Raw genomic sequence first — 25,173 nt, forward strand, 5'->3', positions numbered from 1 at the left:
TTGAAGATAGCGATTCTGGGTGCCGGCGCACTGGGCTGCGCGATCGGCGCGACGCTCACCGGCGGCGGTCACGAGACCTGGCTGATCGACCGTTCGCCCGCGCACGTCGATGCGATGCGCCGCGACGGGCTGCGCGTCGACGACGCCGGCGGCTCGCGATACGTGCGCGTCCGTGCGACGACGCAGGCTGCCGAAGCCGGCATCGCCGATCTGGTGATCGTGCTCGTGAAGTCGTTCCAGACCGACGCGGCCATCCGCGGCGCGCACGCGCTGATCGGACCCGATACGGTCGTGCTGTCGCTGCAGAACGGTCTCGGGCACGAGGACATCCTCGCCGACGCCGTCGGCCGCGAGCGCGTGATCGCGGGCAAGACCTACGTCGGCGGCGTGCTGCGCGGCGCGGGCCACATCGAGTCCGGCGTGATCGGCAAGTACACGCATATCGGCGAGCTCGACGGCCGCATCACGCCGCGTATCCGCGCGATCGCCGACGCGTTCGATGCGGCCGGCCTCGCGACGACGATCAGCGACAACATCGTCGGCACGATGTGGGACAAGCTGCTCGTCAACGTCGCGACGGGCGCGCTGACCGGCGTCACGGGCCTCACCTATGGACAGCTCTACGACGAGCCGCTGCTGAAGGCGACGTCGCTCGCCGCCGTGGCGGAAGCGATTGCGGCCGCGCACGCGGCCGGCGTGACGCTGTCGATGACCGATCCCGAACAGGCGTGGACGCTCGCCGCCGAAGGGCTGCCCGCGACGTTCAAGACGTCGATGCTGCAAAGCCTCGAGAAGGGTTCGGTCACGGAGATCGACTTCATCAACGGTTCGGTCGTGCGCTGCGGGCAGCGCTACGGCGTGCCGACGCCGGTGAACGCGACGCTCGTCGCGTGCATCAAGGGAATCGAGCGCGCGATGGCCGATCGCCGGCGCGAGGAGGTTCACGCATGAATGCGCCGAAAGCCTATGTGGAGCACGTTGCGATCTGGGTGAAGGACATCCGCTGGCACATCCGTTTCTTCGAGGAAGTGCTCGGCATGACGCTGCGCGAACTGGACGGCACGCTCGACGCGCCGCGGCAGTACTGGACGCTCGGCGGCCTGCAGTTCATCCATGCGCCGGAACATGAAGGCCCGGAAGGCCGGCTCGCCCATCTCGGCGTGATGTGCGAAGACCTGGAAGCCGCGCTCGCCGCCGCGCGCCGGTTCGGCGTGACCGAAATGCCGCAGGGGCGCAACTGGATCCGGCTGCCCGACGGTCTCGCGGTCGAACTGATCCAGGCGAAGCCCGCGTCGTGCGTCGCGCAGGCGCTCGCGATCGACCCGCGCGCGGAGGCATGACCATGACGATCGTCGAAAAATACTGGGACGACGCGCGCGAAGGCGATGCGTGCACGAGTCCGAATTACGTCGTGACGAAGGAGCGCATTCTCGCGTACGCCGATCTCACCGGCGACCACACGCCCGTCCACGTCGACGAGGACTACGCGAACGCGAGCCATTTCGGCTGCCTCGTCGCGCACGGGCTGTTCGGCCTGTCGATCGCCGACGGTTTGAAGACGCAGAGCGACTATCGCTTCGTGCCGGGCATGTCGCTCGGCTGGACCTGGGATTTCCTGCTGCCGATCAAGGTCGGCGACGTGCTGCACGTGAAGTTCCGCGTCGGTTCGATGCGGGCCAGCAAGAGCCGCCCGGGCTGGGGCATCGTCGTGCTGCCGTCCGAGCTGATCAATCAGGACGGGCAAGTCGTTCAGCGCGGCGAGCATCGCCTGATGGTGCCGCGCCGTCCGGGAGCGCTGTGATGCAGGCGCGTCCCCTCGAAGGCATTCGCGTCGTCGACTACAGCCATTTCCTCGCCGGTCCGTACGTCGGGCGCTGTCTCGCGGCGCTCGGCGCGGACGTGATCAAGGTCGAGCGGCCCGGCAGCGGCGACGCCGGACGCCAGCACGCAACCGTGCTCGACGACCAGCAAAGCGGCTATTTCCTGCAGCTCAACATGGGCAAGCGCGGCGTCAGCGTCGACATGAAGGACGCGCGCGGCAAGGCGTTCATGCAGCGGCTGTGCGACTCGGCCGACGTATTCATCGAGAACTATCGGCCCGGCGCACTCGACAAGCTCGGGCTCGGCTATGCGGCGTTGTCCGCACGCAATCCCGGCCTCGTGTACTGCTCGATTTCGGCGTACGGGCACACGGGACCCGATGCGCACCGCGCGGGCTTCGGGCTGATCGCCGAAGCGAAGAGCGGCATCATGCAGATGGTCGGCACGCCGGGCGAGCGGCCGCCGCTGCTGCGCATCTCGCTCGGCGACATGTACACCGGCATCCATGCGGTCGCGGCGATCAACGCGGCGCTGCTCGGGCGTGTGAAGAGCGGCCGCGGCCAGCACATCGACATGGCGCTGTACGACACGCTGGTGTCGATGCACGAATACGCGGTGCAGTGCTACACGCTGCAGGGCGTGCTACCCGAGCAGACCGGGCACGACATGCCGACGTCGCCGCTGTACGGCGTGTTTCGCGCGGCGGACGGCGATCTCGTGATCGCCGCGCAGGTCGACGACGCGTGGAAGCGCTTCGCCGCACTGATCGCTGCGCATGGCGGCCCGGCGGGCTTCGGCGCCGACACGCGGTTCCATCACGGCACCGGCCGCAACGCGCATCGCGCCGAGATTCTGTCGGTGGTCGAGCCGTGGGTTGCGCAGCGCTCCGTCGCGTCGATCCTCGAGCTGCTCGACGGTATCGACGTGCCGTGCGCGAAGGTGCAGCGCATCGACGAAGTGCTGGCCGATCCGCAGATCCACGCGCGCGGGATGGTGGTCGAGCAGCAGCATCCGCGCTACGGAACGCTGCGCCTGCCGAACCTTCCGTTCCGCTTCTCCGATTGCGACACGACGATTCGCGACGTCGCGCCCGACCTCGGGCAGCACAACGCCGACATCGCGCGTTCGCTCGGCTTCGATCCGGCCGAAATCGAGGCGATGCAGGCCGATGGCGTCCTCTATTCAAAAGCGAGCCAACGATGACTGACCAGTACGCGGTGATCGGCAATCCGATCGGGCACACGAAATCCCCGCTGATTCACGGACTCTTCGCGAAAGAAACGCGGCAGGACATCTGCTATACGGCGATCGAGGGGCCGCTCGAGCCGGCCGGCGCCTTTGCCGATGCGGTTCGTGCGTTCTTCGAAGGCGGCGGCAAGGGCATCAACGTGACGGCGCCGTTCAAGCTCGACGCGTTCGCGATGTCCGACGAACGCAGCGAGCGCGCGCGGCTCGCGGGCGCGGCCAACACGCTGAAGTTCGACGGCGGCCGCATCCGGGCCGACAACTTCGACGGCATCGGCCTGGTTCGCGATATCGAAGTGAACCTGCGTGTCCCGATCGCCGGCAAGCGCGTCTTGCTGCTCGGTGCCGGCGGCGCGGCGCGCGGTGCGCTGCTGCCGTTCATCGAAGCGCGGCCGGCCGAGCTCGTCATCGCGAATCGCGACGTCGACAAGGCGCGCGCGCTCGCCGCGCAGGTGGCGGGACGCGGCCCGCTCGTCGTCGGCAGCTACGCGGAGCTCGCGCGGATGGGGCGTTTCGATCTGGTGGTCAATGCGACGTCGGCCAGCTTGACCGGCGACCTGCCGCCCGTGCCGCCGAGCGTGTTCAGTCCGCGCGGCACCGCATACGAGCTCGCGTACGGCAAGCGTCTGACGCCGTTTCTGCGCCTTGCAAAAAACGCGGGCGTGCACGGGATCGCGGATGGTGTCGGCATGCTCGTCGAGCAGGCGGCCGAAGCGTTCGCATGGTGGCGCGGCGTACGCCCGCAGACGAGCTCGGTGATCGATCGGCTCGCCGTGCCGTTCGACTGAACGCGACGGAGATCCGCATGAAGAAGATCCTGATGCTCCACGGCATCAATCACAACATGTTCGGCAAGCGCGACCCGGCGCAGTACGGAACGATCACGCTCGCGCAAATCGATGCGCGGCTGCAGGCATTGGCCGAGGAGCTCGGCGCGCGGGTGGAATCGTTCCAGACGAACAGCGAGGCGTCGATGTGCGAGCGCATTCATCGGGCGTTCGACGAACGCCAGGATGCGGTGCTGATCAACGCGGGAGCGTGGACGCACTACAGCTACGGCATCCGCGACGCGCTCGCCATTCTCGCGTGCCCGATCGTCGAGCTGCACATGTCGAACATCCATGCGCGCGAACCGTTCCGGCATCGCTCCGTCTTCGCCGAGATCGTCACCGGGCAGATTTGCGGCTTCGGCGTCCAAAGCTATCTGCTCGCGTTGCGGGCCGCAGTCGCGGCGCTGCACGCGGAATAAACGGAAGCCGGCGCACGCGCCGCCGGTACGGCGAAACGCGAGCGGGCGCGCGCAGATGCGATGCCGAGCGAACGGACGGCGCAGACGATCGCGCTGTTCGTTGCACGGCTATTGCGTGCGGCCGGTTGCCGAGGATCGCGAATTCGACGTCGGCGCCAGCGACGATTCGGCTGTCGGCGTCGCTATGGATGCCGACCGAAGCGCGTCACGCTCATACGATCGCGTGCGTGCCGGCGAAGGCGCCCGCGCGCGCCGGCCGATCATGCGCGCCCGCTCCCGGACACGCATGCTCGGCACGTTCAGCCGAACAGCTTCATCGCAGTCGTCAGCGTGTTGACGACGCCCCACGCGAGCGGAATCAGCACGTAGAGCCAAAACACGGCGAGCGCCGCCTTGTTGGTCGGGCGCACCGCAGCGACGGTTTCGTTCATGGTTCGCGTCTCCTGGATTTATTTGCCGGCGTCGAGCTGCGCGTCGGTCATGTGATGGCGCTCGTTCACGCGCGTGACGAACAGGTTGCAGACGAAACCGATCACGAGCAGCGACGCCATGATGTGAACCGTCATCGTGTATGCGTCGGCCTTCACGACGCCGTGCGCGACTTCATATGCGCGGATGTAGTTGACGAGCACGGGCCCGGCGATCCCCGCCGCGGCCCACGCGGTGAGCAGCCGGCCGTGGATGCCGCCGACGTACGCGGTGCCGAACATGTCCGCGAGATACGCGGGCACCGTCGAAAAGCCGCCGCCGTACATCGACAGGATCACGCAGAATGTCAGCACGAACAACGCGATCTGCCCGGACGCGGCAAACAGCGGCACGCAGAAGTACAGCACCGCGCCGAGCGCGAAGAAGATGAAGTACGTGTTCTTGCGCCCGACCCAGTCGGACGCCGACGCCCACACGAAGCGCCCGCCCATGTTGAACAGCGACAGCAGCCCGACGAAGCCGGCCGCGGCCGCCGCGCTCACCGCGCCCTTGAAGCTCTCCTGGATCATCACCGACGCCTGCCCGATGATGCCGATCCCGGCGGTTACGTTCAGGAACAGCACGAGCCAGATCAGATAGAACTGCGGCGTCTTCAGCGCTTCGTCGATGTGCACGTGATTCGACGTGATCATCTTGTGCTTCGTCACCGCGGCCTGCGTCCAGCCTGCGGGCTTCCAGCCGGCGGGCGGCACGCGGATCGCGAGCGCGCCGATCGACATCGAGATGAAGTACGCGACGCCGAGCACGACGAACGTCTCGGCGACGCCGACGCTCGTCGCGCTCTTGAAGTGATTCATCAGCGCGACCGACAGCGGCGCGGCGATCATCGCGCCGCCGCCGAAGCCCATGATCGCCATCCCGGTCGCCATCCCGCGGCGATCGGGGAACCAGCGGATCAGCGTCGACACCGGCGACACGTAGCCGAGCCCGAGCCCGATCCCGCCGACCACGCCGTAGCCGATGTACAGCAGCGCGATCTGGTGCAGCTTCACGCCGAGCGCGGAAATCAGGAAGCCGCCGCCGAAGCAGCACGCGGCGGTAAACATCGTGCGGCGCGGGCCGACGCGTTCGAGCCACTTGCCGGCGAACGCGGCCGACAGGCCGAGGAAGAAGATCGCGAGCGAGAAGATCCAGCCGAGCGTCGTCAGCGACCAGTCGTCAGGCGCGGATTCGGTGATGCCGATCACTTTCGTGAGCGGCCCGTTGAATACCGAGAATGCATAGGCCTGGCCGATGCACAGATGCACCGCCAGCGCGGCGGGCGGCACCATCCAGCGCGAAAACCCCGGCCGCGCGATGGTGGCTTCCTTCGAAAAAAACGGCGCGGCGCCCGCACGGGCGCCCGGCTCGATAACGCTGCTCATCAGTGTCGTCTCCATTGAGGATCGTGAGCGATCCGTTTTGTATGTCGGCGTTTCGGGCGCGCGGCTTTATATGCAATTTCTGTTCATATTCGACGGCGCGTCGGTTCGATCCGCTGGCCGCTTTGTCATCGGCCTTCGAGAAAGTAGTTCATGAGGATCGCATATTCAATATGTTATTTTTTATCCTATTCGCGATCGCGGCGGCGCAGCGGTTGGTTCGGATGCGCCCGGAGGCCTGCGCGGTCGGTGCGATGTCGGTCCTAAACGCGGTGCGCGCGTATCCGATGGAAAGCGATCGTCGTCCGACGGTTGCCGATTCGTTCGTCTAAATCGGGCGCTGCATTCGTCCGTCACCACGTGGCGTCGAGCGCGTTGCCGGAAATCGCGTCGTTCGGCAGCAATTGCGACGGCAGCATCGCGCGCTCGGCCTGCCCGGAGAACGCATCCGCGCCGAACTTGCGCACATAGCCGTCCGGATCGTGTTCGCCACCGGCCGATGTCTTCGCCGGCTGTTCGCCGCGCGTCCCGGCCGCGGCCTGCAGCACGTGCCCCGCGCGCCAACGCAGCTCGGTCGCTCATCCCTGGATCCCGCAACGTCGTCGGCAAGCGCGGCCCGCTACACCGCGCCGCGTCCGCTGTCCCGCAGCCGCACGTCCACCGCGCCGATGTTCTTCTCGTGCGCAACGAGCATCAGCGACAGCGCGTGGTGAATGTCCGGCTCCGTGAGCGTCGGCAGCAACGCCTGCAGCTTGCGGACCACCCAGCGCTGGCCGCGGTTCAGGAACGCCATGCGTTCGGCCAGATCGGCGATCGCCATCGCCTTTTCGTAGAACGCACCGGTCGCGCGCGTCGGTGTCGCGCCGAGCGTACGGATCGCATCGACGAGCACGCTGCACCAGTGCGCCTCGTCGCGACGGATATGCGCGATCAGCCGGTGGAGCGCTGGATCGTCGTCGATTTCGGCGGCCGTCTCCGACGCGACGCGGGCGCCCGCGCGCTCCGCTTCCAGCAGTTCGTCGAGCGCGGCCAGCAACGCGGCACGGCGTTCGTCCACGACGCCGGACGCACGCGTCGCCGCACCTGTTTCGAGGATCGCGGCCGCATCGAACGCGATGCGGCGCACCACGTCGGCAGCCGGTTCGATCGCGCGGATGCGGCCCGCGCCGGTGCCCGCATACAGCGCCATCGCGTCGAAGTCGCCGGTCGTCGTGCGCAGCGGCGAATCGGTGCTGAACAGGTAGATCGGCCGCCCTTCGTCGTCGCCGATCGCGATCCGCTCGGCGCCGAACGGATCGCCGCGTTCGCCGCGCGTCACGCTCGACGGCAGCACGCGCACCTTCGCGCCGCGCGGCCAGTTGATGTGGAACACGTCGGTCAGCAGCGTATCGCCGTCGCGCGCATCGACGATCCGCTGCTTGTGATACGGATGCGCGAACGACTCGTGCGTCGCGATGAACGCCGTGCCGAGCACCGCGCCTTGCGCGCCCAGCGCCATCGCGGCCGCGACGCCCGCGCCGTCGACGATCCCGCCGGCCGCGAGCACCGGCGCGCGCACGGCGCCGACGACGTCGCGCAGCAGCGCGGCGAGCGGCCGATCGCCGCGCACGTGCCCGCCCGCTTCGCAGCCCTGGGCGATCAGCGCGTCGGCACCGGCCGCGTCGGCCGCACGCGCATCGTCGAGCGAGCCGACCTGATGCACGACCCGCACGCCCGCATCGCGCAAGCGCCCGACGACGGCCGGCATCACGTCCCAGAACAGTGCGACGAAAGGCACGCGCAATTCGATGCACGCGTCGAGCTGCGCATCGAGCAGATCGGGCGGCGTGGCCGCGGGAATCAGATTCACGCCGAACGGACGATCGGTCGCCGCACGCACCCGCGCGACTTCGCGCCGGATCAGCGCGGCCGGTTCGCGCACCATCCCGAGAAAACCGAAGCCGCCGGCCAGGGTGACCGCGCTCACGAGCTCGGAGCGGGCGACGCCGCCCATGCCGGCGAGCACGATCGGCCACGTACAGCCGAACAGGTCGCATACCGGACGATGCAGGAGCCGGGCGGCGCGGGCTTCGGCCGCGTCGCGATGCGTTGGATTCGACATGCGCTGCCCTCCTTGCGGTGTTTTCGGTTCGGCGGCGTATCGAGCCCGACGCGCGCACGCCGAACTGCATACGTAGCGGCGCGCCGCTCGCCGAATGGATCACATTGTGACATGTTCGGTCGCCGCGCCGCGGCGCGGCAGCGATGAGCTTGATATGGATCACCGCAACGAACATGCGTTCCTGCGCTCGTGTCCGTAACCTGCGATGCGAACAGCGAACGCATGTCGGCGCGCTTGCTCGCGCACCGCGTTGCCGCACAATCGCGCCGAAACCGCTCGTCGCGAGCGCCGATGCGTGCGGCATCGCATTGCGTCGCCGCACGCTCGCGTTGCACGCTGCAGCACGTACGGTGCCTGTGCGTACGATCGAGCGCATTCCGACGCGGCCCGGCCCGGATCGGGCGAATATCGCCGACGAACGTCGCGTCGCGGCTGCCGTCCCGCCTTCGCCGATCCCGCGCGGGCGCACAACGAAATGGCGCGGCGACAACCGGACGCGCCGATACCGCCCGGCAAGCCCCGATTGTCATGGAGGGCGCCCGCTGCCAGACTCGTCCGAACGGGCGCACGCCACGTGCGCGCCGCACGGCGCTCGAGACGTCGACGACCGCCCCGCCCATCGACCGCTGACGCCGGAGCATCCCGATGAAAACGAAGCCCGAACTCGAACTCGGCGACGCAGAACGCATGCTCGCCGCGGCCCGCGCGGAAGCCGAGCGCCACGGGCGGGCCGTCTCGATCGCCATCGTCGACGACGGCGGCCACCTGCTCGCGTTCGCGCGGCTGGACGGCGCATCGCCGGCGAGCGCCCGCATCGCGCAGGACAAGGCGCGTGCCGCGGCGCTCGGCCGGCGTGAAACGAAAGCATATGAAGATATGATCAACGGCGGCCGCACCGCGTTTCTCAGCGCACCGCTGAACGGGCTGCTCGAAGGCGGCGTGCCCGTCGCGGTCGGCGGCCGCGTTGCGGGCGCGATCGGTGTGTCCGGCGTAAAGTCCGAGCAGGATGCGCTCGTCGCGCGCGCCGGCACACAAAGCGTCGCGGACGGATCCGCGCGCGAACATTTTCCCCGGGAGGATTCACGATGATCGACCAACACGGACTGCAAGTCGCGCCAGCGCTGAGCCAGTTCATCGAAAACGAAGCGCTGCCGGGCACCGGCATCGACAAGGCCGCGTTCTGGCGCGGCTTTTCCGAACTCGTGCACGACCTCGCGCCGCGCAACCGCGAGTTGCTCGCCGAGCGCGACCGCCTGCAGCACGAACTCGACGCGTGGCACCGCGCGCATCCCGGCCCGGTGCGCGATCACGCCGCGTATCGCGCGTTCCTCGAAAAAATCGGCTATCTGGTGCCGGTCCCGCCGAACGTCGCCGCAACGACCGCGAACGTCGACAGCGAAATCGCGACGCAGGCCGGCCCGCAGCTCGTCGTGCCGCTGTCGAACGCCCGCTATGCGTTGAATGCCGCGAATGCGCGCTGGGGCAGCCTGTACGACGCGCTGTACGGCACCGACGCGCTGCCGGAGGACGGCGGCGCCGAACGCACCGCCGCGTACAACCCGACACGCGGCCAGCGCGTGATCGACTACGCGCGCAACGTGCTCGACAATGCCGCGCCGCTCGCACAGGGCTCGCATCGCGACGCGCTGCGCTATCGGGTGGAGGACGGCCAGCTCGCCGTCGAAACCGGCCGGGGCGTCGTGCCTCTCGCACAGCCCGCGCAGTTCGTCGGCTATCAGGGGCCGGCCGGCGCGCCGTCCGCGATCCTGCTGAAGCACAACGGGCTGCACATCGAGATCCAGATCGATGCGTCGACGCCGATCGGCCGCGCCGATCTCGCGAACGTGAAGGACGTCGTGCTCGAAGCGGCAGTCAGCACGATCATCGACTGCGAGGACTCGGTCGCGGCCGTCGACGCCGACGACAAGGTTCAGCTCTACCGCAACTGGCTCGGCCTGATGCAGGGCACGCTCGTCGAGGAAGTGACGAAGGGCGGCAAGACCTTCACGCGCCGCCTGAACGCGGACCGCGACTACACGACGCCGAACGGCGGCACGCTGACGCTGCACGGCCGCTCGCTGCTGTTCGTGCGCAACGTCGGTCACCTGATGACGATCGGCGCGGTGCTCGACCGCGACGGCAACGAGATTCCGGAAGGCATGCTCGACGGCGTCGTCACGACGCTGTGCGCGCTGCACGACCTGAAGGCAAAGCGCAATTCGCGCACCGGCTCGATTTACATCGTGAAGCCGAAGATGCACGGTCCCGCCGAAGTCGCGTTCGCCGACACGCTGTTCGCGCGCATCGAGGATCTGTACGGGCTGCCGCGCAACACGCTGAAGATGGGAATCATGGACGAGGAACGGCGCACCAGCGTGAATCTCGCCGCGTGCATCGCGGCAGCGGCCGCGCGCGTCGCGTTCATCAACACCGGGTTCCTCGACCGCACCGGCGACGAGATGCACACCGCGATGGAAGCGGGGCCGATGATCCGCAAGGGCGACATGAAATCGTCCGCGTGGATCGCCGCGTACGAGCGCAACAACGTGCTCGCGGGCCTGTCGGCCGGGCTGCGCGGCCGCGCGCAGATCGGCAAGGGCATGTGGGCGATGCCGGACCTGATGCACGCGATGCTCGAGCAGAAGATCGCGCATCCGCGCGCGGGCGCGAACACCGCGTGGGTGCCGTCGCCGACCGCCGCGACGCTGCACGCGCTGCACTACCATCTGGTCGACGTGCAGGCCGTCCAGCAGGAACTGGAGAAGACGCGCTACGCGAGCGAGCGCGACACGCTGCTCGAAGGGCTGCTGACCGTGCCGGTAGTCGAGCGCGCCGAATGGAGCGAAGAGGAGATCCTGCGCGAAGTCGAGAACAACGCGCAGGGCATTCTCGGCTATGTCGTGCGCTGGGTCGAACAGGGCGTCGGCTGCTCGAAGGTGCCCGACATCCACGACGTCGGCCTGATGGAAGACCGCGCGACGCTGCGCATCTCGAGCCAGCACATCGCGAACTGGCTGCGTCACGGCGTGATCACCAAGGCGTTCGTCATCGACGTGTTCAAGCGGATGGCGCGCGTCGTCGACCAGCAGAACGCGGGCGACCCGAACTATCGGCCGATGGCGCCCGATTACGACCAGTCGACCGCGTTCAGCGCCGCGTGCGCGCTCGCGCTCCAAGGCACGTCGCAGCCGAGCGGCTACACCGAGCCGCTGCTGCACCGGTTCCGGCTCGCGTTCAAGGCGCAGCAGCGCGCCGCGTGACCGGTAGCATGCGGGCCTTCCCGCATGCCGGCTCGTCGAAACGGGCGGCGTTCGCGCCGCACGTTTCGACGACGACGGGCCGCGCGGCCGTCGAAGCGGACGAGCGGCAAGTGTCGCGCGTGTCGTCGCTGCGCCTGCGCCGCTGCGGCGATTCACGCCCACTTCACGCCCACACCGATCGTGCGGGCCACGGCCCGTCAGCGTCGGCGCGACCGGCAACTCACCGTGCGGAACCACGCTTCGCGCGTCGTTCGCACAGGTCGCCGGCCGCGAAATTTGATCCGGATCAACGGCACGCGACATTTCCCGCGCATGCAAACGCGCGCGCTATACTCGACGCCATCCGCACCGCCCGTTTCGCCCATTTCGCCCGCTCGCCGAATTCGATTCGAGATGCCGGCGAATGCATGATCGATCGCCGATCCGACCGCCGTTGCCGATCATCGGCGCCCGTTTTTAGCGTCGGTCGGCGCGCATCGCAGTGGCCGGACACCGGATCGCCGCCAGCACGACATACGAACAATTGCATCGGCCCGCCCGCGGTGCCGGCCCCACCGCTTCGCCAACCATGGGACAAACCGACTACGCAGCGCCCAACCCGTCCGGCCTCGCGAGCCGCGTCGCCGCGCATCTGCGGCGGTGGCTGCTGCCGCACCTGATCTTCTATTCGGGGCTGCTGATCGCGCTGCTGCTGTTGCTGCTGTGCGCGATCGTGCTGTATGAAGGGCGCGTCGACGCGCGCGACCGCGCACGCGTCACGCAGCAGAACATCGCGCTGATGGCGTCGTGGGACATCGAGCGCAACATCGAGCTGTATGCGCTGTCGCTGCAGGCGGTCGTCGACGGGGAGAACGATCCCGAGGTCAGGCAGCTGCCGATGCCGCTGCGCCGGCAGGTGCTGTTCGACCGCGCGACGACGGCCAAGTATCTCGGCGGCATCTACGTGCTGGACGCGAACGGCGACATCGCGGTCGACGGCGCGAGCGACGTGCCGCGCCGTGCGAACTTCGGCAACGAACCGTACTTCACCGTGCATCGCGATCGGCCCGACGCCGGCCTGTACGTGAGTCCGCCGTACCATTCGCGGCTGCGCGCCGGCTCGCCGAGCATCGCGCTCAGCCGGCGCATCACGCGGCCGGACGGTTCGTTCGGCGGCGTCGCGGTGATCTCCATCCGGCTCGAATATTTCCAGAACCTGTTCTCGCGCCTGGCGCTCGGCGAACGCGGCTCCGCCGCGCTGATCAGCACGAGCGGCCTGATGGTCGCGCGCAAGCCGTACGATCCGGCGATCGTCGGCCGCGACATCAGCCACGCGAGCACGTTCCGGCACTTCATGACCGCGAGAGAAGGCAGCTTCGCCGATACCGCGACGATCGACGGCGTGCGGCGCCTGTACGTGTTCCGGCATCTCGATCATTTGCCGCTGATCGTGATGATCGCGCGCTCGGAGGCGGACGTGTACGCGGCGTGGTACGACCGCGCGATTCCGATCGGCTCCGCGATGGGCGTGCTCGCGATCGGTTTCGTCGGCCTGTCGCTGCTGCTCGAGGTGCAGCTGCGCAAACGCCATCGCGCGGAAACGGAATTGCGCGCGCTCGCGCGCACCGACGGCCTCACCGGTCTCGACAACCGCCGGATGCTCGACGTGACGCTCGCGCGCGAGTGGCACCGCGCCGCGCGTTCGCAGCATGCGCTGTCGCTGCTGTTCGTCGACGTCGATCTCTTCAAGCGCTACAACGATACGCAAGGCCATCAGGCCGGCGACGATGCGCTCGCGGCGGTCGGCCGCTGCATCGCCGCGTGCCTGCGCCGGCCGGCCGACTATGCGGCGCGCTACGGCGGCGAGGAATTCGTCGTCGTGCTGCCCGACGTCGACTCCGACGGCGCGGTCGCGATCGCCGAAACGATCCGCACGAGCGTCGTCGAACTCGGCATCCGCCACGATGCGAGCCCGTTCGGCTGCCTGACCGTGAGCATCGGCGTGAGTACGTGCGATCCGGACCGCGACGCCGGCATGCAGGCCGCGCTGAAGCTCGCCGACGATGCGCTGTATCGCGCGAAGGAGCGCGGGCGCAACTGCGTGGTCGTGCAGACGGCCGCGGCCGCCGGGCCCGCATTGCGGCGCGCGTAATCCGCGACGGCGCGAGCCGGCCGGCGGCGCACGCCGGATGCGCGCAAAATCGCGGACAATGGCGGCTCCACGCGCGGCCGCGCGGCAGACGGGCGTGCCGGCACCGGTTACGCCGCGGTTCCGCTACAGCGCCGCTGCGGTTCCGCTACGGTCCCGCCGCGGTTCGCGGCCGGCCACACCACCATGAGACTCAAGGCAAAGATTTTCCTTCTGGCCATCGTGCCGTTCCTGCTCGCGATCGCCGGCATCGGCTTCGGCGTGCGCCAGCAGGCGACGTCGCTCGCGCGCACGCAGCACGCGACGATCCAGGCCGCGTATCTGTCGAGCAAGGAAGTCGAGCTGAAGCATTACGTCGAGCTCGCGACGAGCGCGATCATGCCGCTCTACGAAGCGAGCGGCCGCAATGCGCGCGACGAAGCGCTGCTGCGCACGCAGGCGCTCGCGATGCTGCAGAAGATGGACTTCGGCCCCGACGGCTATTTCTTCGTGTACGACCTGCACGGCAATTCGCTGATGCATCCGCGCGAGCCCGAACGCGTCGGCCACAACTTCTGGTCGATGCGCGACCCGCAGGGCGCATTGACGATCCAGCAGCTGATCGGCGCCGCGTCGCGCGGCGGCGGCTATGTGCGATACGCGTGGCAGCGTCCGTCGACCGGCAAGGTCGCGCCGAAGCTCGGCTACGTCGTCGCGCTCGAGCGCTGGGGCTGGATGGTCGGCACCGGCATCTATCTCGACGACGTCGACACCGCGCTGCAGCGCATCGACGCGCGCGCATCGGCGAACATCGAGCGCACGATGAGCTGGCTCACCGCGATCGCACTGACCGGCGCGGCGGCGATCGCGGTCTGCGCGCTGGTGCTCAACGTCAGCGAATCGCGCAGCGCCGATGCGAAGCTCAAGCAGCTCGCGCAGCGCGTCGTCGAATCGCAGGAGCAGGAACGCGCGCGGCTGTCGCGCGAGCTGCACGACGGGATCAGTCAGATGATGGTGTCCGCGAAACTGATGCTCGAATCGGCGCTCGCGCGTTTCGAACGCGGGGCGGCACGCATGCCCGAAGCCGAGCAGGCGCTCGCGTCGGGCATCGTACGGCTCGGCGACACGCTGCGCGAAGTGCGCCGCATCTCGCATGCGCTGCGCCCGGCGATGCTCGACGATCTCGGCCTCGCGGCGGCGCTCGAGCAGCTGATCCGCGAGCTCGGCGCGGAAACCGGGATCGACATCGGCTACACGCAGGTCGCGCACAGCGGCGCGCGGCCGCTGCCGGCGGCCGTGAACACCGCGCTGTTCCGGATCGCGCAGGAAGCGCTCAGCAACATCGTCCGTCATGCGCATGCGTCGCGCGCGGCCGTCACGCTCGACGTCGGCGCGCAAGCCGTCACGCTGAGCATCGCGGACAACGGCTGCGGCTTCGACGCCGTGCGCTCGCAAGCCGATGCGCGCCGCGGCATCGGGCTGCGCAACATGCGCGAGCGGCTCGATGCGCTCGGCGGTACGCTGACGATCACGTCGCAGGTCGGCCACACCGTCGTGGCCGCACACGTGCCGCTGCGCACCGCTGGATGACGACGCGCCCCATCACAGGAGACCTTTGCCCATGAGCGCCCCCGACCCCGCCCGGCCCGCTGCCCGACTGCTGCTCGTCGACGATCATCCGCTCGTGCGCGACGGGCTGCGGATGCGGCTCGAAGCGGCCGACCTGTCCGTGGTCGGCGAAGCCGGCAACGCGGACGAGGCGCTCGCGCTCGCCGCGTCGCTCGAACCGGATCTCGCGCTGATGGACGTCGGGATGAACGGGATGAACGGCATCGCGCTCGCCGGCGTCTTCCACGAGCGCTTTCCGGCGATCCGCGTGCTGATGCTGTCGATGCACGACAACGTCGAATACGTGACGCAGGCCGTGCGGGCCGGCGCGAGCGGCTATCTGCTGAAGGATTCGCCGGCGAGCGAGATCGTCCGCGCGATCGGCGCGGTGCTCGCCGGGCAGACGTTCTTCAGCGAAGGGCTCGCCGCACGCATGATCCAGGCGAGCGCGGCCGCGTCGCCGCTCGACCGGCTGACGCCGCGCGAGCGCGACATCCTCGACGCGCTCGCCGAGGGACTGTCGAGCAAGCAGATCGCGCAGCAGACGGGGCTGTCGGTGCGCACGGTCGAAACGCATCGGCTGAACCTGAAGCGCAAGCTCGACATCGAAGGTCAGGCCGAACTGATCAAGTTCGCGGTCGAGCATCGGCGGCGGTAGCGGCACCGCGGCGCGCGGGCCAAGAAAAAAGGGCGCCGACGCGCCCTTCGTGCTGCGATGAACCGTGCGTGAACGGTGAAGCCCGCCGCTCAGTTCGTCCGCGCGTTGTGTTTCTGCAGATACGCGATCAGGCCGTCGATCCCGCCCGACGCGAGCTGGCTCTTGAACTGGCCCTGGTACACCTGGATCAGCCACGCGCCCGACATGTCGATGTCGTAGATCTTCCAGTCGCTGCCGACCTTGCCGAGCCGGTAGCCGACCGACTGGCTGTCGCCCGGCGTCGTCACCGTCGACTGCACGAGCGCGTCGGCGCCCGACGCGCCGCCGGCCTTGAACGAGAACTTCGCGTCCTGGTTGCCGAGCTGCGCGAGCGACGCGGCATAGGTGCGCGTCATCAGCAGCCTGAACTGCTTGTACAGCTCCTGCTGCTGTTGCGGCGTCGCCTGTTTCCACGCATCGCCGACCGCGATGCGCGTCGTGCGCTCGAAATTGGTCACGGGCAGGAAGCGCTGCTCGACGACTTGCGTGATCTTCGCCATGTCGCCGCCGCGTGCGGCCGGATCGGCCTTCATCGCGTTCACGGTGCCTTCGACCGCATTGCGGACGACGTCGACCGGCGCACTCTGCGCAAAAGCGGAAACCGATACAGCGGCCGCGGCGAGGAAAGCAAACAGATGACGTTTCATACGGATATCGCACTCGGTAGGAAAAAACGGCCGGCGCGTCGGATCGCGCCGGTGGATCGAAGTATACCGGCGCGCACCGCCGGCTGCCGTGCGCGTGACCGACTGTTACCTTTGCGCCCCTTTTGACACAGGCGGCAGCGCGGCGGCCCGCGGCGATGCTTCGCACGATTATTTAAATATCGATTTACAAAGGAACCGCAGGCCGCGCCGATTCCTTCGCGGCGGAGCAAATATCCTTCCCGCCCTAAAACTCGCCAACGTCGCGACTGACGTCGCGCCGCGCCGGTATACTCGTTGCTTTGCCCTTGCCAGCCCCTCCCCACCGCCACATGGTGACATCTCTCATCGTCCGACTCGTCGCGTGGTCGGTGCGTCGCCCCGTCTGGGTCGTCGTACTGTCGCTCATCATCGCCGCGCTCAGCGGCGTCTATGTTGCGCGTCACTTCAAGATCAATACCGACATCAGCAAGCTCGTCGACGCGGAGCCGCAGTGGGCCGCGCTGAGCCGCGCGGTCGATCGCGCGTTTCCGCAACGCAACGGCACGATCCTCGCGGTCGTCGAGGCGCCGGCGCCCGAGTTCGCGACCGCCGCCGCGCATGCGCTCGCCGAAGCGCTGCAGAAGCAGGCCGATGCGGGCCGCGTCGGTCCGGTCGCCGAACCCGGCGGCGGACCGTTCTTCGAGCACAACGGGCTGCTGTTCCTGTCGCCGCAGGAAGTTGCCGACACCACGTCGCAGCTCGCGAGCGCACGGCCGCTCATCAACGAGCTCGCGAAGAACCCGAGCCTGACCGGGCTCGCGACGACGCTGTCGACGACGCTCGGCCAGCCGCTGTTGACCGGCCAGGTGAAGCTGCCCACGATGGCGCGGCTGCTGTCGCGCAGCGCCGCGACGGTCGACGACGTGCTGGCCGGCAAGCCGGCCGCGTTCTCGTGGCGCGCGCTGGTGGACAACGATGCCGCGAAGCAGCCCGCGCGCGCGTTCGTGACCGTGCAGCCGGTGGTGAACTACGGCGCGCTGAAGGCCGGCGCGGAGACGAGCCAGGTGATCCGCGACACCGCGCGCGCGCTCGATCTCGGCCAGCGCTACGGCGCGGTCGTGCGCCTGACCGGCGAACAGCCGCTCGCCGACGACGAATTCGCATCGGTCGAAGACGGCGCGGTGCTCAACGGCGTGATCACGCTGCTCGTCGTGCTCGGCATCCTGTGGCTCGCGCTGCGCTCGAAGCGGATGATCGCGTCGGTGCTCGCCACGCTGTTCGTCGGGCTCGTCGTCACCGCCGCGCTCGGCCTCGCAATGGTCGGCTCGCTGAACATGATCTCGGTCGCGTTCATGGTGCTGTTCGTCGGGCTCGGCGTCGACTTCTCGATTCAGTACGGCGTCAAGTATCGCGAAGAACGCTTTCGCGACGAGCGGATCGATCACGCGCTGATCGGCGCCGCGCATTCAATGGGCATGCCGCTCGCGCTCGCCACTGCGGCGGTCGCCGCGAGCTTCTTCTCGTTCATTCCGACCGCGTATCGCGGCGTGTCCGAACTCGGGCTGATCGCCGGCGTCGGGATGTTCGTCGCGCTGCTGACCACGCTCACGCTGCTGCCCGCGCTGCTGCGCCTGTTCGCGCCGCCGGGCGAATCGAAGACGCCGGGCTTTCCGTGGCTCGCGCCGGTGGACGATTTCCTCGATCGTCATCGCAAGCCGATCCTGATCGGCACGCTCGCGGTCGTGATCGGCGCGCTGCCGCTGCTCGCGTTCCTGCACTTCGACTTCAATCCGCTGCACCTGAAGGATCCGCACAGCGAATCGATGGGCACGCTGCTCGCGCTGAAGGATTCGCCGGAAGCGGCCGTCAACGACGTGACGCTGCTCGCGCCGTCGCTCGCGCAGGCCGACGCGGCCGCGAAACGCCTCGACGCGCTGCCCGAAGTCGGCCGCACGACGACGCTGTCGACGTTCATCCCCGCCGATCAGCCGGCCAAGCGCGCGGCGATCGCCGCGGCCGCCAGCGAGCTGCTGCCCGCGCTCACGCAGCCGGCCGCGCCGCCCGCGACCGACGCCCAGCGCGTCGCCGCGCTCAAGCGCGTGTCGGACTTGCTGAGCTATGCGGCGGAAGATCATCCCGGGCCCGGCGCGCCGGCCGCGCAACATCTGTCCGCGTCGCTCGCGAAGCTCGCGGCCGCCGACGCCGCGACGCGCGACCGCGCGGAGCGTGCGTTCTCCGGCACGCTGCGCATCGCGCTCGGTCAGCTCACGGCGCTGCTGCAGCCGCAGGACGTCACGCGCGAATCGCTGCCGCCGGCGCTGGTGCGCGACTGGGTCGCGCCGGACGGACAGGCGCTCGTGCAGATTTCGCCGAAGGTGCCGAAGGGCGTCGACCCGAACGACGACGCGATGCTGCGCCGCTTCGCAACGGCCGTGAAAGCCGCCGAGCCGGGCGCGATCGGCGGCCCGATCTCGATCCTGCATTCGGCCGATACGATCATCCGCGCGTTCCTGCATGCGGGGCTGTGGTCGATCCTGTCGATCACCGTGCTGCTGTGGATCACGCTGCGCCGCTTCGGCGACGTGCTGCGCACGCTGGTGCCGCTGCTCGTATCGGGCATCGTGACGCTCGAAATGTGCGTCGTGCTCGGCATGTCGCTGAACTTCGCGAACATCATCGCGCTGCCGCTGATGCTCGGCGTCGGCGTCGCGTTCAAGGTGTATTTCGTGATGGCGTGGCGCGCGGGGCAGACGGGCCTGCTGCATTCGAGCCTCACGCACGCGGTGCTGTTCAGCGCCGCGACGACGGCAACCGCATTCGGCAGCCTGTGGCTGTCGCATCATCCGGGCACGTCGAGCATGGGCAAGCTGCTCGCGCTGGCGCTGACCTGCACGCTGATCGGCGCCGTGGTGTTCCAGCCCGTCCTCATGGGCAAACCGCGCGTGAAACGCGCGCAGAACCAATCGCAAGGGAACGATGAATAAGATGCGAATCATTGCGGCGACCGTCGCCGCGAGCGCGATGCTGACCGGCTGCGCGACGGGCCCGAATCGCAACCCCAACGACCCGCTCGAGCCGATGAACCGTGCGATGTACAAGTTCAACGACACGGTCGACCAGAACATCGCGGTGCCGATCGCGAAGGGCTACCAGAAGATCACGCCGACGCCGCTGCGCACGGCGATCAGCAACTTCTTCTCGAACCTCGGCGATCTCGGCAACATGGCGAACAACCTGCTGCAGTTGCGCATCACCGATGCGACGCAGGATCTGATGCGGGTCGCGATGAACTCCGTGTTCGGCGTAGGCGGGCTGATCGACATCGCGACGCCGGCCGGGCTGCCGAAGCATCACCAGGACTTCGGGCTCACGCTTGCGCGCTGGGGCGTGCCGTCGGGTCCGTACCTCGTGCTGCCGGTGTTCGGGCCGAGCACGTTCCGCGACGGCGTCGGCCGCGCCGTCGACGTCCGCTTCAACCTGCTGAACTACATCGAGCCGGCCGCGCGCAACCCGATGTACGTGATGCAGTTCGTGAGCGCACGCTCCGACCTGCTCGGCGCGACCGACCTGCTGAAGCAGGCCGCACTCGATCCGTATTCGTTCGTGCGTGACGCCTATCTGCAGCAGCGCAAGTCGCTCACGTATCACAGCCAGTCGTCGTCGGCCGCGCTGCCGAACTACAGCGAGCCCGGTGAATCGGGCGCGGTCCCGGGCGCCGTGCCGGCCGCGACGCCGGCCGCACCGGGGCTGCCGAACTACGAGGATCCGGGCGACGGCGCCGCGGCGCCGAACAACGCGCCGGCCGCGCCGGGGTTGCCGCAGTATGACGATCCGGGGGCGGACAATGCGGGGGCGGCGCAGCCTATCGACGGCACGCAGACCGCGCCGGCCGTGCCGGCCAGCACACCTGCCTCGCAATGACATCGCGCGGTCGATAGCGCGACATGCCGAAGAGCGCCGCAAATACGCGGCGCTCTTTTTTTAGTCGACGCCGCCGTTGCGACCTCCACGATTCGGGCACTGCCGCCACGGAGCCGAACCTGGCGATGATCTCGCAAAGCTAGCAATCTCCGGCCTCGCCAAGCCCATAAGTACAAGCAAACGGGTCGCGCCATTTATTGTTCTTGTAATAAAGCGTCACGACATCGCCTCTTGTAAACGTGAGTGTTGCAACACCGCTTGATGACAGTTGCCATGTCCCCGAACTGCCGTCACTGAACTTCAACGCTCCCGTCGCATAGCACGACGAATAGCGTTCGTGAGTGAACATATATCCTTCTACAGGGTAGGCCTTCGAGAAGAAATTTCGGAGTTGCTTGACGGTGGGCCGAAATTTTTTGCACTCGCTTGCGGCGTCGGCGTCACGACTCTTTCCATATTCTCGAATTTCGATGGATGCCACTCCGCGTGCGTGGGTGGAGATACAGAACAGAGACGTGCATGCGAGCAACAGTGATTTGTATATCAATCCCATTTTGCAGTCCTCGCCTCGGTTTCCATTTTGTACGACACCTCAGGATGTCTGTATATTTCCGCAAACGATATCCCCAACGTGACGCAAAGCTCTTTCACAAGCCACTTTAACGACTCGTTTTGCCTCTCATTTACCGCTTCGTATATTTCTGTTTTTCTATCCATGCGACCGACGATTTCTATACCGATAGAGTCGACATTCCCTGGATATCGGTCAGGGAAACTCTTCCCATGCTCCCATCTCGACAGCTTTGCATATTTCCCTTTCATGTCCGATACTCTCTTGAACTCCGATGGACTACATTTTCGTTTCATAAGGCATCGAGATTTAAGCAAGCCAACGTGGTTCGTTCTTTTGTACACTGACGCGGTCTGATAAATGGTTCCGTTCTTGTCTATCAGGAAGTGTGCTCCGTTTGCGCCGTTTTCTGCATAGCTGTTAAAGGAACTGGCGGCCGTGGTCGCGTCGGTCTGGTGAACAACGATTCCATTCACTTTCACCATCGGACCACGCTCGATCATGGGAAAAATCTTGAGCTTGATGCATTCAGCGTCGACATGACCTTGTTTTGAAATAAATAGCATTGCATGCCCCTCGCTATCGAAAAGACCTACCGGTCTTGATGTCGTACGCCGCACTTACCGCCCCGGCACTGCCGCCTCCGGCATTCTGGATCACGTACTCCTGCCTGACGCGAGCGAAAGACAGTCGAATCTCTTCGCGCGGAGCGCGCATGGTGACGTTGCCAACCTGTTTGACTTCGGTAACGAGCACGTCCTCCAACGTGATCGTCAGGTATTCGAGCGGGGTACCGCCAGCCTTGCGCATCACCGGCACCGCGCTTCCAATATGTTTTCCCGTCACGCAATACTGAAGCAGATTCGGCGTCGCGCGGTCGATGTAATGCTCGAAGGTCAGATCGTCGACGGTACATCTGTCTGCGCCACCGCCGCTTCCCATATGCATAGTGGATTGCTGACTGACCGACCAATCCCACGTCAGAACCTCGATTTCGTTTGAATGGACACGATCTGTCGATTCGCCCGCTATACCCGTCAGTCTCAAGAAAATATCCTGCGCCATTAGTCCCCCGGTTGAATAAAGAATCAAACCAAGCGAACGATGAAAGACGGCCTACGACGCGTCAATCGGACAAAACCGAAAAAGCCGAATATGACGACGTCGCAGCGGAAAACCGGCGCATGAAACCGATCAATCGTCAAAGAGCGCTTCCGCTGCCGTTTGCTGAAATCGTGCTCGAAGCAGAATGCCGAAAACAAATAGCCGGGCCACTATCGGGGCCGACGCGATAGAAGCGTCACGCGTGACGAGCGCGCCGCCGCACCACGGACGGAGACGGGAAGCGATCGCGCAGCGCATGTGCCGGCTGCGTCCGATCAAACGGAAGGAGAAAAGGAAGGAAGAAGCGTAAGCCGAAGGTGTCGCTCACCCGATCCGCAGCGCACCCGCACGTTCGAACGCGTGCCGCGCCTGGATCAGCGTCGTGCGCGCCGCGCGCGCGTCCGCCGCCACCTGGAGCAGCGGGCCGAGCTGCGACGGCTGCTTCAGCAGTTCGCGCAGGATCGGCAGGATCGCCGTGCTGCCGTCTTCGCGCAGCCCGGCGGTGGCCGCGCGCGGCAGCGTCCGCCATGCGGGATCGACGATCGCGCGGCACACCGCGAACGGCACGCCGCGGGCAGCCGCGAACGCGGCCGCGATGTGCGACTCCATGTCGACGGCGAGCGCGCCCTTCGCGCGATGCAGCGACGTCTTGTCCTGCTCGCTGATCACCGGTGCGCCGACGGCCGCCATCGCGCCGCGCGCGACGCGCGCCCACACCGGCGTGTCGTGCAGCGCGGCGACGAGTCGCGCGCTCCAGCCCGTATCGGTCTGCACGCGGCCGAACGGCCCGTCGATCGCGTCCGCGATCACGAGCGCGCCGGGCGGCAGATCGGGCGCGAGACCGCCCGCCGTACCGAAGCTCACGATGCCCGCACAGCCACGCTCGGTCGCGTCGGCGAGTGCACGCTCGAGCCGGTCGGCGCGCGCGGCGAACACCGCGTCGACGCCGTCGCCGCGCGCGATGCGCGCCTCGAACGCCATGCCCGTCACCGCGATGACGGGCAACGTGCCGTTGTGCTGCGACGCCGACACGCGTTACATCCCGACCGTCACGCGCGTCGCGTTCGCGCGCTTCAGGTTGCGGTAGCGCGCAAGCGCCCACAGCGGGAAGAACTTGCGATAGCCGTGATAGCGCAGATAGAACACGCGCGGGAAGCCGGTCGCCGTGAAACGCACCTCGTCCCACAGCCCGTGCTCCTTCTGCTCGGCAAGCAGATAGTCGATGCCGCGCGCGACCGCCGGATTGTTCACTTCGCCGGCCGCCATCAGACCGAGCAGCGCCCACGCCGTCTGCGACGCCGTGCTCGGCGCCTGCTCGTAGCCGCGGTAGTTCAGCTTGTAGCTGTCGCCGTCCTCGCCCCAGCCGCCGTCCTTGTTCTGGATCGACAGCAGCCATTGCGCGGCACGCTTCACGCGCGGATCGTCCGGCCCGAGGCCGGCCGCGTTGAGCGCGCACAGCGCGGTCCACGTGCCGTACACGTAGTTCATCCCCCAGCGGCCGTACCAGCTGCCGTCCGGCTCCTGCTCCTTCAGCATGTAGTCGAGCGCGCGGCGCGCCGGCTCGCTGGTCAGCGCACTCTCGCCGAGCTGCGACAGCATCGACAGGCAGCGGCCCGACACGTCGGCCGTCGGCGGATCGAGCAGCGCGCCGTGATCGGAGAACGGAATGTTGTTCAGGTAGTACTGCGTGTTTTCCGGCTCGAACGCGCCCCAGCCGCCGTCGCTGCTCTGCATCCCGACGACCCATTCGCGCGCGCGCGCGATCGACTCGCGGTACGTGTCCGACTGCCTCAGCTTTTGCGCGCGGTCCATCGCCATCGCGACGACCGCCGTATCGTCGACGTCCGGATAGTGCGCGTTCGCATACTGGAACGCCCAGCCGCCTGGCCGCACGTTCGGGCGGCGCGAGATCCAGTCGCCGCGCACGTCGAGGATCTGCAGCGGACGCAGCCATTCGAGGCCGCGCAGCGCGGCATCCTCGGCGCGCGGATCGCCCGTCTCGAGCAGCGCGTGCGCCGCGAGCGACGTGTCCCACACCGGCGACAGGCACGGCTGGCAATACGCTTCGTCGTCGTGCACGACGAGCAGCTTCTCGATCGACTTGCGCGCGATCGCGCGGTTCGGGTGATCTTCCGCGTAGCCGAGCACGTCGTACATCATCACCGCGTTGGCCATCGCCGGGTAGATCGCGCCGAGGCCGTCCTCGCCGTTCAGGCGCTCGTCGACGAACGACACGGCCTGGCGGATCGCGCGTTCGCGCGTGTATTTCGGGAACAGTCCGTCGACCGCCCGCAGCACATGATCGACCACGCGGAAGAACGCGAACCAGCCGGCGCTCTGGTGGCCCTGGCGCGGCAGCAGCCCCGCGTTGACCGGCGGATCGATGAACAGCTCGTCGATGCGCACGCCGCGCGGATTCTTCGCGAGCGGACGCTTCGCGTTCAGCACGAGCAGCGGCACGATCACCGTGCGCGCCCAGTACGACACCTTCGACAGATGGAACGGGAACCACTGCGGCAGCAGCATGATTTCGACCGGCATCATCGGCACCGCGCGCCACGGGATCGCACCGTACAGCGCGAGCTGGATGCGCGTGAACACGTTCGACATCTCGGCGCCGCCCATCGCGTGGATCGCGCGGCGCGCGCGCTGCATGTGCTCGGCGTTTTCGTCGTCGCCGATCACCTTCAGCGCGAAATACGCCTTCACGCTCGCGCTGACGTTCGGCGCGCCGTCGGTGAACAGCGGCCAGCCGCCGTCCGCCTGCTGGATGCGGCGCAGATAACGGCCGATCTTCCGTTCGAGCTCGAGGTTCGGCGTCTCGCCGAGATAGTGGACGAGCAGCACGTATTCGGCCGGAATCGTCGAATCGGCTTCGAGTTCGTAGACCCAGTGCCCGTCCGCGTTCTGCGCAGCCAGCAGCGCGTCGGTCGCGCGGGCGACGGCCGCGTCGAGGTCGGCCGCCGGCGCGGCGCCGGCGGACAGGGTAGCCATATCGGTGAGATCGTTCATC

General features: G+C 67.6%; 24 protein-coding genes. 14 read left to right on the forward strand and 10 right to left on the reverse strand.

Annotation, left to right across the window (positions count from 1 at the left end):
- Genes BUB20358_RS00280 through aroQ form a run of 6 tightly spaced genes read left to right on the forward strand, consistent with a single transcriptional unit; the run spans nucleotide 1 to nucleotide 4,315 of the window.
- Nucleotides 1-951, forward strand: coding sequence for a ketopantoate reductase family protein (locus BUB20358_RS00280; RefSeq protein ID WP_035974803.1), 951 nt, complete (start codon nucleotides 1-3; stop codon nucleotides 949-951).
- A complete protein-coding gene (locus BUB20358_RS00285) occupies nucleotides 948-1,340 on the forward strand; it encodes a VOC family protein (RefSeq protein ID WP_035974805.1) in 393 nt (130 codons plus the stop codon). Before BUB20358_RS00280 ends, BUB20358_RS00285 begins: the two co-directional genes overlap by 4 nt.
- Nucleotides 1,341-1,342: 2 nt before the next feature.
- Nucleotides 1,343-1,801 (forward strand): MaoC family dehydratase, encoded by a 459-nt coding sequence (locus BUB20358_RS00290; protein ID WP_035974808.1) that lies wholly within the window; start codon nucleotides 1,343-1,345, stop codon nucleotides 1,799-1,801.
- Nucleotides 1,801-3,024, forward strand: coding sequence for a CaiB/BaiF CoA transferase family protein (locus BUB20358_RS00295; protein ID WP_006766693.1), 1,224 nt, complete (start codon nucleotides 1,801-1,803; stop codon nucleotides 3,022-3,024). The genes BUB20358_RS00290 and BUB20358_RS00295 overlap by 1 nt, the downstream gene beginning before the upstream one ends.
- A complete protein-coding gene (gene aroE, locus BUB20358_RS00300; protein WP_035974810.1) occupies nucleotides 3,021-3,854 on the forward strand; it encodes a shikimate dehydrogenase in 834 nt (277 codons plus the stop codon). The genes BUB20358_RS00295 and aroE overlap by 4 nt, the downstream gene beginning before the upstream one ends.
- 17 nt (nucleotides 3,855-3,871) lie before the next feature.
- A complete protein-coding gene (gene aroQ / locus BUB20358_RS00305; protein WP_035974812.1) occupies nucleotides 3,872-4,315 on the forward strand; it encodes a type II 3-dehydroquinate dehydratase in 444 nt (147 codons plus the stop codon).
- Between the two features lie 299 nt (nucleotides 4,316-4,614).
- On the opposite strand, the gene BUB20358_RS00310 is transcribed toward aroQ, so the two are convergent.
- Both BUB20358_RS00310 and BUB20358_RS00315 read right to left on the reverse strand, forming a co-directional pair.
- Nucleotides 4,615-4,746, reverse strand: coding sequence for an MFS transporter small subunit (locus tag BUB20358_RS00310; protein WP_035974814.1), 132 nt, complete (start codon nucleotides 4,744-4,746; stop codon nucleotides 4,615-4,617).
- Nucleotides 4,747-4,764: 18 nt separating this feature from the next.
- A complete protein-coding gene (locus BUB20358_RS00315) occupies nucleotides 4,765-6,168 on the reverse strand; it encodes an L-lactate MFS transporter (protein ID WP_035975400.1) in 1,404 nt (467 codons plus the stop codon).
- Between the two features lie 23 nt (nucleotides 6,169-6,191).
- On the opposite strand from BUB20358_RS00315, the gene BUB20358_RS00320 reads away from it, so the two are divergent.
- Entirely contained in the window at nucleotides 6,192-6,497 is a 306-nt protein-coding gene (locus BUB20358_RS00320) for a hypothetical protein (RefSeq protein ID WP_123806740.1), read from the forward strand.
- A gap of 21 nt (nucleotides 6,498-6,518) precedes the next feature.
- On the opposite strand, the gene BUB20358_RS00325 is transcribed toward BUB20358_RS00320, so the two are convergent.
- Nucleotides 6,519-6,713 carry a hypothetical protein gene (locus BUB20358_RS00325; protein WP_006766696.1) on the reverse strand — a complete coding sequence of 65 codons (195 nt, stop codon included), beginning with the start codon at nucleotides 6,711-6,713 and terminating at the stop codon, nucleotides 6,519-6,521.
- Between the two features lie 71 nt (nucleotides 6,714-6,784).
- Nucleotides 6,785-8,266 carry a nitronate monooxygenase gene (locus tag BUB20358_RS00330; protein ID WP_045552284.1) on the reverse strand — a complete coding sequence of 494 codons (1,482 nt, stop codon included), beginning with the start codon at nucleotides 8,264-8,266 and terminating at the stop codon, nucleotides 6,785-6,787.
- Between the two features lie 645 nt (nucleotides 8,267-8,911).
- Here BUB20358_RS00330 and BUB20358_RS00335 point away from each other — a divergent pair.
- The 5 genes from BUB20358_RS00335 to BUB20358_RS00355 all read left to right on the forward strand — a co-directional run bounded on the left by BUB20358_RS00335 (nucleotide 8,912) and on the right by BUB20358_RS00355 (nucleotide 15,899).
- On the forward strand, nucleotides 8,912-9,355 hold the full coding sequence (locus BUB20358_RS00335; RefSeq protein ID WP_045552283.1) for a GlcG/HbpS family heme-binding protein: 444 nt from the start codon (nucleotides 8,912-8,914) through the stop codon (nucleotides 9,353-9,355).
- Nucleotides 9,352-11,526 (forward strand): malate synthase G, encoded by a 2,175-nt coding sequence (locus BUB20358_RS00340; RefSeq protein WP_035974816.1) that lies wholly within the window; start codon nucleotides 9,352-9,354, stop codon nucleotides 11,524-11,526. Before BUB20358_RS00335 ends, BUB20358_RS00340 begins: the two co-directional genes overlap by 4 nt.
- A 568-nt stretch (nucleotides 11,527-12,094) precedes the next feature.
- On the forward strand, nucleotides 12,095-13,657 hold the full coding sequence (locus tag BUB20358_RS00345; RefSeq protein ID WP_035974818.1) for a sensor domain-containing diguanylate cyclase: 1,563 nt from the start codon (nucleotides 12,095-12,097) through the stop codon (nucleotides 13,655-13,657).
- A gap of 183 nt (nucleotides 13,658-13,840) precedes the next feature.
- Entirely contained in the window at nucleotides 13,841-15,223 is a 1,383-nt protein-coding gene (locus tag BUB20358_RS00350) for a cache domain-containing protein (protein ID WP_006766700.1), read from the forward strand.
- A gap of 31 nt (nucleotides 15,224-15,254) precedes the next feature.
- Complete coding sequence (locus tag BUB20358_RS00355) at nucleotides 15,255-15,899, forward strand: response regulator (protein ID WP_006766701.1); 645 nt, start codon at nucleotides 15,255-15,257, stop codon at nucleotides 15,897-15,899.
- Nucleotides 15,900-15,988: 89 nt separating this feature from the next.
- Here BUB20358_RS00355 and BUB20358_RS00360 read toward each other — a convergent pair whose 3' ends face one another.
- Nucleotides 15,989-16,585, reverse strand: coding sequence for an MlaC/ttg2D family ABC transporter substrate-binding protein (locus BUB20358_RS00360; protein ID WP_006766702.1), 597 nt, complete (start codon nucleotides 16,583-16,585; stop codon nucleotides 15,989-15,991).
- A gap of 329 nt (nucleotides 16,586-16,914) precedes the next feature.
- Between BUB20358_RS00360 and hpnN the strand changes: the two genes are divergently transcribed.
- Both hpnN and BUB20358_RS00370 read left to right on the forward strand, forming a co-directional pair.
- A complete protein-coding gene (hpnN, locus tag BUB20358_RS00365; RefSeq protein ID WP_035974820.1) occupies nucleotides 16,915-19,548 on the forward strand; it encodes a hopanoid transporter HpnN in 2,634 nt (877 codons plus the stop codon).
- The gene (locus BUB20358_RS00370; RefSeq protein ID WP_006766704.1) at nucleotides 19,541-20,485 is read left to right on the forward strand and encodes an MlaA family lipoprotein; all 945 of its coding nucleotides are present in this window, start codon (nucleotides 19,541-19,543) and stop codon (nucleotides 20,483-20,485) included. The genes hpnN and BUB20358_RS00370 overlap by 8 nt, the downstream gene beginning before the upstream one ends.
- A 139-nt stretch (nucleotides 20,486-20,624) precedes the next feature.
- On the opposite strand, the gene BUB20358_RS00375 is transcribed toward BUB20358_RS00370, so the two are convergent.
- From BUB20358_RS00375 to shc, 5 genes are all read right to left on the reverse strand, one after another.
- On the reverse strand, nucleotides 20,625-20,966 hold the full coding sequence (locus tag BUB20358_RS00375; protein ID WP_123806739.1) for a hypothetical protein: 342 nt from the start codon (nucleotides 20,964-20,966) through the stop codon (nucleotides 20,625-20,627).
- Between the two features lie 62 nt (nucleotides 20,967-21,028).
- Nucleotides 21,029-21,541, reverse strand: a complete 513-nt coding sequence (locus BUB20358_RS00380) for a peptidoglycan recognition protein family protein (protein WP_223296957.1) — start codon at nucleotides 21,539-21,541, stop codon at nucleotides 21,029-21,031.
- A 94-nt stretch (nucleotides 21,542-21,635) separates the two neighbouring features.
- Nucleotides 21,636-22,121, reverse strand: coding sequence for an Hcp family type VI secretion system effector (locus tag BUB20358_RS00385; RefSeq protein WP_035974823.1), 486 nt, complete (start codon nucleotides 22,119-22,121; stop codon nucleotides 21,636-21,638).
- Between the two features lie 363 nt (nucleotides 22,122-22,484).
- Nucleotides 22,485-23,141: a phosphorylase gene (locus BUB20358_RS00390; protein WP_045552333.1), complete on the reverse strand. Its 657-nt coding sequence runs from the start codon at nucleotides 23,139-23,141 to the stop codon at nucleotides 22,485-22,487.
- Nucleotides 23,142-23,195: 54 nt separating this feature from the next.
- Complete coding sequence (gene shc, locus BUB20358_RS00395) at nucleotides 23,196-25,172, reverse strand: squalene--hopene cyclase (protein ID WP_006766708.1); 1,977 nt, start codon at nucleotides 25,170-25,172, stop codon at nucleotides 23,196-23,198.
- Nucleotide 25,173 lies beyond the last annotated feature (1 nt).

The organism is Burkholderia dolosa (assembly GCF_902499135.1).
GTDB classification, from domain to species: Bacteria; Pseudomonadota; Gammaproteobacteria; order Burkholderiales; family Burkholderiaceae; genus Burkholderia; species Burkholderia dolosa.